Genomic DNA, 7,093 nt, shown 5'->3' with positions numbered 1-7,093 from the left:
AAAACGAGGCACAACAAAGTATAAGAAATAATGCTTAATTTTATTACTAAATCAAAAAGATAGCGCGTATTTGGTCTCTCTGATTTTCCTGCGGAAAATCCTCGGACACAAAACCGCACTATCCTTATACACAACCGTTGTGCGTCATTTAAAAACTAACCGAATAACAATGATTTGGAAAAAATTAATTAACTATTGGTGTAATAAAAAAGGCAGATATGGCTTGACGATTCCTTTTTTGATTGGAGCGGAAAGATTATCAAGAGAATTGACTATCGAATCATTACTAATCGAAATTAAAGAATCAGATTCCAAATATTTAATTAGTAGTTGTGGCGATTTGGATGAATATGTAATTGGTATACATAAACCCGAGTATGCATACATAAATTCGTTAAAGAATTTTGAATCATTAATAATCAATGACAATAAATTAGAGAAAGTTAAAACAATTGATGAACTAATTGAAATAATGGAGAATGAATATTTAGAGATTACCGAAAACGGACTTTACTCTAAAAATTATGATTCTGGAGAATGGACGTCTTTTAATGACAGCGATATGGAACTAATTGAAAATATAAATTAAATGAATTGGTATTATATCATAGGATTTTTTGTCGGAGTTATGCTTTTAAGATTTATAACTAATCTTTATAAATATATTCGGATTAAAAATTTATACGACAAGTATTTAGAATATATCAGAACTGATAATTATAAATTTATTCAAAATAAAGAGGAAATAAAATCCTTATTCAAAGATGCTGGACTAAAAGATTCTTCTGTAATTCATCAAGAATTTTTAGGCTTTGGGAATTTTTCAAATACACGAGTTTCAGTTTTTGATAATTTGACTAATCGTAGAGAAGATATTGTTGGAAATGTACAGAATAGATTTAATGAAGCTATTGGCGTTTATAGAAAAAGATTTAGAGAATCTTTTAACCCAGTCTTTTGGATTGATTTTATAGTGAAGTTTCCACAACATTTAATGGAATTTTTTGGAGTATTACCAGAGAAAATAGCAGTCAAAATATTCCTTGTTATCTATTGGATTTTTGCGATTGCTTTCGGACTTAAAAAATTTGAAATATTAGACTATCTATTTAAATAAAAAACGAACGCACAACAACATATATAATTTATTGCTAGTTCTAGCCTACTTACGAAAATCCTCGCGGATTTTCTATTCGGTTTTTATTTACTAAATTCAGTGCTTAAAACACGCAACAAATCATATATAAAACCGTTGTACGCAATTTGCCCGAACCGAAAATGGACGAAAAAACAAAAAGACAAATCGAATTACATTCTGCTGGAGCAACAGTAAGACACAAAAGTTCATTTGAGGAATTGGACCATTACTCGAACGAAATAAAACTCGAACCTGATTTTATAAAAAAATGGTGCGTTCCTTTTTATATGTTTCAGATAAATAATACTAATGAATTTATAGAGAAACTTGTGCCAATAAAAGACGATTTGAATACTGATGTGGTTAAGAATTTACTTGGCGATTTTAATTGGAGAACACGAATTGTCGGAGCATATTTCTCGACAATAATGGATTTAAAAGAAGTTGAGGATATAATCGGAATTCATCTTTTAAAAAGTCAAGTTTGTTATGCTGGAACTGGATATTGTTTGACTTTAGCTTCTTTCAACACCAAAGATGGAATTGAATATTTAAAAAAATATCTTGACTATTATTTGACACAAAAACATTTACATTTTGACCAAAGAGACGCTATGTCCGCTCTAAAATGGACTGACCAACTTAACGGAACAAATGAAATGGAAAAATATTTGGATTTGTACAAAGATTGGGTTTCCGACAAATATGCTCAAAATTTAGAGCATTCATTTGAGGGGTTTGAAAGTCAAATGGAGAGTTTAAATAAAATAAAAACTGCGTACAACAAAGTATAAGAAATAATGCTTAAATTTATTCCTAAATCTAAAGGTTAGTGAGTATTTGGTCTCTCTGATTTTCCTACGGAAAATCCTCGGACACAAAACCGCACTATCCTTATACACAACCGTTGTATGCCATTTATGAAAACGATAATTACGAACATATTAATTGTATTAAGTTTCTTCAATGTTTTTGGACAAACAGACAACAGAGCAAAATATCGATTTTCCAAAGAAGTTTTTAATTCAAAAGAGTATGTTAAAACTGAATATGATCGATTTTCTGGAAAGATTGATTCAATTGACAGTAATACTTACAGATTTGGAGAAAAGATTTTAAAAATAGAAACTGGAAACACGGAATTTCTAAAACTTATTGACAACGGAATTTTTAATCCAGATGTAATATTTGGAAAGGAAACTACAAAAAAAACGAAAGCGAAAATTGATTCTTTAAGTCAAAATCAAAAAGTTTTTTTCAATCTTTCTCGAAATGATAGTTTAGCGATTTGTTGTTTTGAACAATTGGAAAAAATAAATCCAAACTCTCAAACGAAACGATTCAAATTTTGGGTTTTTAGAATAGGTGTTTCTAATCCAACCGAATATTATATTGAATTATATAATGACAAAGCAACAAAAGAAACTGAATTGGACGAGTTTATTGAAAATTCAAAAATGAGTTTTTATTATAAAGGAACATTAATAATCTGAAAAAAAACGGCATACAACAAAGCATAAAATTAATGGCTAGTTCTAGCTTACTTGGAAAATTCCTTCGGAATTTTCCGCTGGTAAGTTTCTATTTACTAAATTAGTGCTTAAACGCGCCACTAATATTATACGTAACCGTTGTGCCTAATTTGAGAAAAAATGTCGGAAACCATCAAAATTTTATTAGCGAGTGGAGTAATTGCAGGAATTGTATCAGCAATTATCTCTTATTTGACTTCAATCCGACTAAAAAATATGGATTTCAGAAATGAATACTACAAAGAAATTTTAAAGAAACGACTTAATGCTTATGAATTCATTGAGAATCAAATCGCAGTTATGAAAAGTGTTGTATTGGACGATGATGGAAAACCTTATCATTTGATTTTTGGACAAGGAGAAAGTAAATTTTATGAATTTCAACAAAATTTGATGTTAGCAATATCATATGGACTTTGGATTGACAATGAAACTCACGAAACTCTTGACGAAATAAATAATCTCTTTTTTAATTTAAATAATCACGTAAATAAGAAATCCAATTCTGAAATCGAAGAAATTGGAAAAAAATATTACAATCGTGTGTCTGAATTGAGAATGAAACTCGAAAAAAACACTAAAAAAGGACTTTATGATTTACACGATATTAAAAAAGTGTTCAAATCTAAAGGGAGGAATAAAAAACGAATTATATATAAAGAATAAAAACTAGGCACAACAACGTGTATATTTTATTGCTAGCTTATAGCCTACTTGGGAAAGTCCTCACGGACTTTCTATCTATGAATTTATTTACGTACTTTAGTGCTTGAAACACGCAACAAAGCATACACAAACTCGTTGTGTGTAAGTTAAAATTCACGTCAATAAAAATGATACAGCCGAATCTGTTATTTCTGATTCTTCACTCTTTGAGGTTGCAAGTAAAACATCCGTAGAAAACTTATTATCTAAATCTAAAAATGATAATTCTGAATACGTATGACTATTTTTCAAACTACTTGGCACAATAGAAATTCCTAACCCATTTCTTACCAATTGAATTATGGAATTAATATTATTTGATTCGTGAACAACATTAGGTATAAACCCAGAATGTGAACAAATTTCAATAAGAGAATTATAATATACAGGAGCATAATCTTTATTAAAAAAAACGAAAACGTTATCTTTTACATCAACTAAACTCTCAACATTCCTATTCAGATTGTTATTAAAAACTAACGAATAAGAATCTTTAAACCATCGTTTAGAAATTATCTTTGTAGATATTAAAGGAGCTCTAATTATTCCCAAATCTAATTTATTTTGCTCCAAAGCTAAAATTTGCTTGACTGTAGAAACCTCGTATAATTTAATTTTTAAAAATGGATATTTTTCAGTTAAAAACTGAACAAGTTTTGTCATCTTATCAGAGAATGTTGAACTAATATATCCTATTCTATATTCACCATTAACGTTTTCTGAAATTTTTCTAGTCTTTAAAACTACTGACTCTAAGTCTTGTAACTGGTTAGTTATTTTATCTTTAAAGTATTTACCAGCTTCAGTTAAGGCAACCTTTTTATTATTCCTTTCAAATAACCTAGCTCCTAGTTCATTTTCTAATTCTTTTATTTGTCTACTCAAAGGAGGCTGAGAAATACAGAGCTTTTCAGAAGCTTTTGTAAAGTTCAATTCTTCTGCTACTGCTAAAAAATATCTTAAATGCCTTAATTCCATAATTATACTTTAAAGGTATTATTAATTGACAAATTAAGTCTTTTTAAAACAATTAAAAGAGCTATACATTTGAAATAACAAATAAAACATTACAAAAATGAATAAATCAACAGTTAAAGAAATTAAAGAACGATTTGATAATGATGTTGAACGATTTTCTAATCTAGACACTGGTCAAATAGCTACAATTGATGCCAAAATATCTCTTGAACTTTTAACCGAAGCTTCAAAGAGAATAAACCCTAAAGCACAATATTTATTAGACATTGGCTGTGGAGCAGGAAATTATAGTCTAAAAATGCTAACTAAAATCGCAGACCTTAACTGTACTCTAGTTGATTTGAGTAGACCTATGTTAAACAAAGCAAAGGAAAGAGTATCAGCTAAAACAACCAGTACAGTAGAAATTATTCAAGGAGATATTAGAGAAGTAGATTTAAAAGATAATCGTTTTGACATCATATTAGCTGGAGCTGTATTACATCATTTGAGGGATGACAACGACTGGGAAACTACATTTGATAAATTATTTCGTTTACTAAAACCAGGTGGATGTTTAATGATTTCAGACTTAATAACTCAAGAAACTAGTGCTGTAAATGAATACACTTGGGAACGTTATGGAGATTATTTAGAAAGTGTAGATGGAAAAGAATACAGAAAAAAAGTGTTTGAATATATAGAAAAAGAAGATTCTCCTAGGTCTATGACTTATCAGTTAGAATTAATGAAAAAAATAGGTTTTAAAAAAACAGAGATTTTACATAAGAATATGTGTTTTGGAGCATTCGGTGGAATCAAATAAAACCTACACACAACAACATATATAATTTATTGCTAGTTCTAACCTACTTACGAAAATCCTCGCGGATTTTCTATTCGGTTTTTATTTACTAAATTCAGTGCTTGAAACACGCAACAAATCATATATAAAACCGTTGTAGTGCATTAAAAACCTATCTGAATGGATTTAAAACCTGGAAAATTGATTCTCTTCTTCGGACTTCTTTGTTTTGCAATTTCCTTGTTATTAATCTATGTTCTGTTTTTTGTGCTTAAGGAATATGAAAACGACGGACTTTTGAGTGTTCTCCTAATGTTTATTGGTTTTTTCTCAATCGGACTCTACCTGACCTTACATTATTACAAGTATAAAATTATTATCGGAGATAAATCAATGATTATAAAAAACGAGATTGGGACAAAAAAAGAAATTTATTGGACTGACATTGATAAAGTTGATTACAATAAATCATTCAATATGATTGTTGTTTTGAGCAATAAAGAGAAAAAATGGATTAGTCCTTTTTATGGACATTTCATTGATTTCGTCGACTCTGAAAAGTATTCAGAAAACCTTAAAAAAATGATTAAATAAAAACGCACTACAACATCGCATATAAAAAATGCTTATTTTAGTGCTTAATCTTATGGTTATTGCTTCTTTGCTTGCTTCTGATTTTCCTTCGGAAAATCCTCGCACACAAAATCGCACTTTCCATATGCATAACCGTTGTGCCTAATTAAAACATACCAATGAACAAATATAAAATCATATTGTTTTTTTCACTTCTGATAAGTATTTCTTGTAAAGGTCAGGATTTTGAAAAAGTTGTACTAGATAGTTCTGATGCTTCAAACTTATATATCAATGATGGAGAAAGTACCGAACTTTATTACCTAAAACTTGTGCCGAAAGGAAAAATTAAAGGAGCAATAGTGATTTTACCATCAGGTGGAGAAACTACTGAAGATTTGATAAAACAAATTACTATTCCAAAACTTGCTTATGGCAAAGGTATTATAACGATAATTCCCTCTATAAATTGGGGAACTGAAAATAGAGAAGTTGAAATAGAGACTTTAAACATAATATTCAAAGATGTTATTGAGAAGCATAAAATCCCAGAAGAGAACTTTATACTTGGTGGACTATCAAATGGAGGAATGATTTCATTGACTTATGCACAACAAGCTGTAAAAGACAAAAAGAAAACCTATCTAAAACCTAAAGGAGTTTTTGGACTAGATGTGCCTTTGGATAAAGCACACTTTTATGAATATTGTGAAAGAGAAATTAAAAGGAATTTTTCAGAACTTGGAGTTGGAGAAGCGAGATGGATAATGAATAACTATAATGAGATTTATGGCGGTTCACCAAAAGAATTTCCCGAGAAATATATTAAGGCATCAATTTATTCAAATGGAGTAGAAAATGGAGGAAATGCAGAGTACTTAAAAAACATTCCAATTAGAATGTACACAGATTTAGATGTTAATTGGCTTATGAACGAAAGAAGAAGAGACCTCTACGATTGGAATGGAACTGACATTGTTGCAATGATAAACGATTTAAAACTTATGGGAAATAAGGATGCGAATGTCATAATCACAATGGGCAAAGGAATCAAATTAGATGGAACTAAACATCCGCATTCTTGGAGTATTATGGACAACAAAGATTGCTTTAATTGGATAGAAAAATTAATAAAAAATAACTAGGCACAACAAAGCATAAAATTAATGGCTAGTTTTAGCCTACTTGGAAAATTCCGCAGGAATTTTCCGCTGGCAAGTTTCTATTTACTAAATTAGTGCTTAAACGCGCCACTAATATTATACGTAACCGTTGGCAAACATTATGAGAACGATTCTGCAAATAATCATACTTCTGACTTCTATTATGACTTTTTCGCAAGAAAAGTTAAGCGGAAAATATTGCTCAATTCCTATTGGAGAA

At 29.6% G+C, this 7,093-nt stretch carries 9 protein-coding genes; 8 read left to right on the top strand and 1 reads right to left on the bottom strand.

Annotated features, from left to right (window positions below):
- Positions 1-169 precede the first annotated feature (169 nt).
- From ACH5TX_RS00680 to ACH5TX_RS00660, 5 genes are all read left to right on the top strand, one after another.
- The gene (locus ACH5TX_RS00680; protein ID WP_439337629.1) at positions 170-589 is read left to right on the top strand and encodes a hypothetical protein; all 420 of its coding nucleotides are present in this window, start codon (positions 170-172) and stop codon (positions 587-589) included.
- On the top strand, positions 590-1,117 hold the full coding sequence (locus ACH5TX_RS00675) for a hypothetical protein (RefSeq protein WP_439337628.1): 528 nt from the start codon (positions 590-592) through the stop codon (positions 1,115-1,117). It begins immediately after the preceding gene.
- Positions 1,118-1,278: 161 nt separating this feature from the next.
- Positions 1,279-1,932: a DUF6000 family protein gene (locus ACH5TX_RS00670; RefSeq protein WP_439337627.1), complete on the top strand. Its 654-nt coding sequence runs from the start codon at positions 1,279-1,281 to the stop codon at positions 1,930-1,932.
- Between the two features lie 126 nt (positions 1,933-2,058).
- The gene (locus ACH5TX_RS00665; protein ID WP_439337626.1) at positions 2,059-2,631 is read left to right on the top strand and encodes a hypothetical protein; all 573 of its coding nucleotides are present in this window, start codon (positions 2,059-2,061) and stop codon (positions 2,629-2,631) included.
- 159 nt (positions 2,632-2,790) lie between these two features.
- The gene (locus tag ACH5TX_RS00660) at positions 2,791-3,336 is read left to right on the top strand and encodes a hypothetical protein (protein WP_439337625.1); all 546 of its coding nucleotides are present in this window, start codon (positions 2,791-2,793) and stop codon (positions 3,334-3,336) included.
- A gap of 153 nt (positions 3,337-3,489) precedes the next feature.
- Here the strand turns inward: ACH5TX_RS00660 and ACH5TX_RS00655 are convergent, their stop codons facing one another.
- The gene (locus ACH5TX_RS00655) at positions 3,490-4,353 is read right to left on the bottom strand and encodes a LysR family transcriptional regulator (protein WP_439337624.1); all 864 of its coding nucleotides are present in this window, start codon (positions 4,351-4,353) and stop codon (positions 3,490-3,492) included.
- 97 nt (positions 4,354-4,450) lie between these two features.
- Between ACH5TX_RS00655 and ACH5TX_RS00650 the strand changes: the two genes are divergently transcribed.
- From ACH5TX_RS00650 to ACH5TX_RS00640, 3 genes are all read left to right on the top strand, one after another.
- Positions 4,451-5,158 (top strand): class I SAM-dependent methyltransferase, encoded by a 708-nt coding sequence (locus tag ACH5TX_RS00650; protein ID WP_439337623.1) that lies wholly within the window; start codon positions 4,451-4,453, stop codon positions 5,156-5,158.
- 159 nt (positions 5,159-5,317) lie between these two features.
- Positions 5,318-5,731 (top strand): hypothetical protein, encoded by a 414-nt coding sequence (locus ACH5TX_RS00645; RefSeq protein WP_439337622.1) that lies wholly within the window; start codon positions 5,318-5,320, stop codon positions 5,729-5,731.
- Positions 5,732-5,889: 158 nt separating this feature from the next.
- Entirely contained in the window at positions 5,890-6,855 is a 966-nt protein-coding gene (locus tag ACH5TX_RS00640; protein WP_439337621.1) for a hypothetical protein, read from the top strand.
- Positions 6,856-7,093: the final 238 nt, after the last annotated feature.

Origin of the sequence: Thalassobellus citreus (assembly GCF_044385915.1) — a bacterium.
Taxonomy (GTDB): Bacteria; Bacteroidota; Bacteroidia; order Flavobacteriales; family Flavobacteriaceae; genus Thalassobellus; species Thalassobellus citreus.
This window is presented reverse-complemented; position numbering and strand designations above follow the sequence as displayed.

Coding starts and splice junctions, on each gene's coding strand:
- ACH5TX_RS00680 (WP_439337629.1), top strand. CDS start 170: ATGATTTGGAAAAAATTAATTAACTATTGGTGTAATAAAAAAGGCAGA.
- ACH5TX_RS00675 (WP_439337628.1), top strand. CDS start 590: ATGAATTGGTATTATATCATAGGATTTTTTGTCGGAGTTATGCTTTTA.
- ACH5TX_RS00670 (WP_439337627.1), top strand. CDS start 1,279: ATGGACGAAAAAACAAAAAGACAAATCGAATTACATTCTGCTGGAGCA.
- ACH5TX_RS00665 (WP_439337626.1), top strand. CDS start 2,059: ATGAAAACGATAATTACGAACATATTAATTGTATTAAGTTTCTTCAAT.
- ACH5TX_RS00660 (WP_439337625.1), top strand. CDS start 2,791: ATGTCGGAAACCATCAAAATTTTATTAGCGAGTGGAGTAATTGCAGGA.
- ACH5TX_RS00655 (WP_439337624.1), bottom strand. CDS start 4,353: ATGGAATTAAGGCATTTAAGATATTTTTTAGCAGTAGCAGAAGAATTG.
- ACH5TX_RS00650 (WP_439337623.1), top strand. CDS start 4,451: ATGAATAAATCAACAGTTAAAGAAATTAAAGAACGATTTGATAATGAT.
- ACH5TX_RS00645 (WP_439337622.1), top strand. CDS start 5,318: ATGGATTTAAAACCTGGAAAATTGATTCTCTTCTTCGGACTTCTTTGT.
- ACH5TX_RS00640 (WP_439337621.1), top strand. CDS start 5,890: ATGAACAAATATAAAATCATATTGTTTTTTTCACTTCTGATAAGTATT.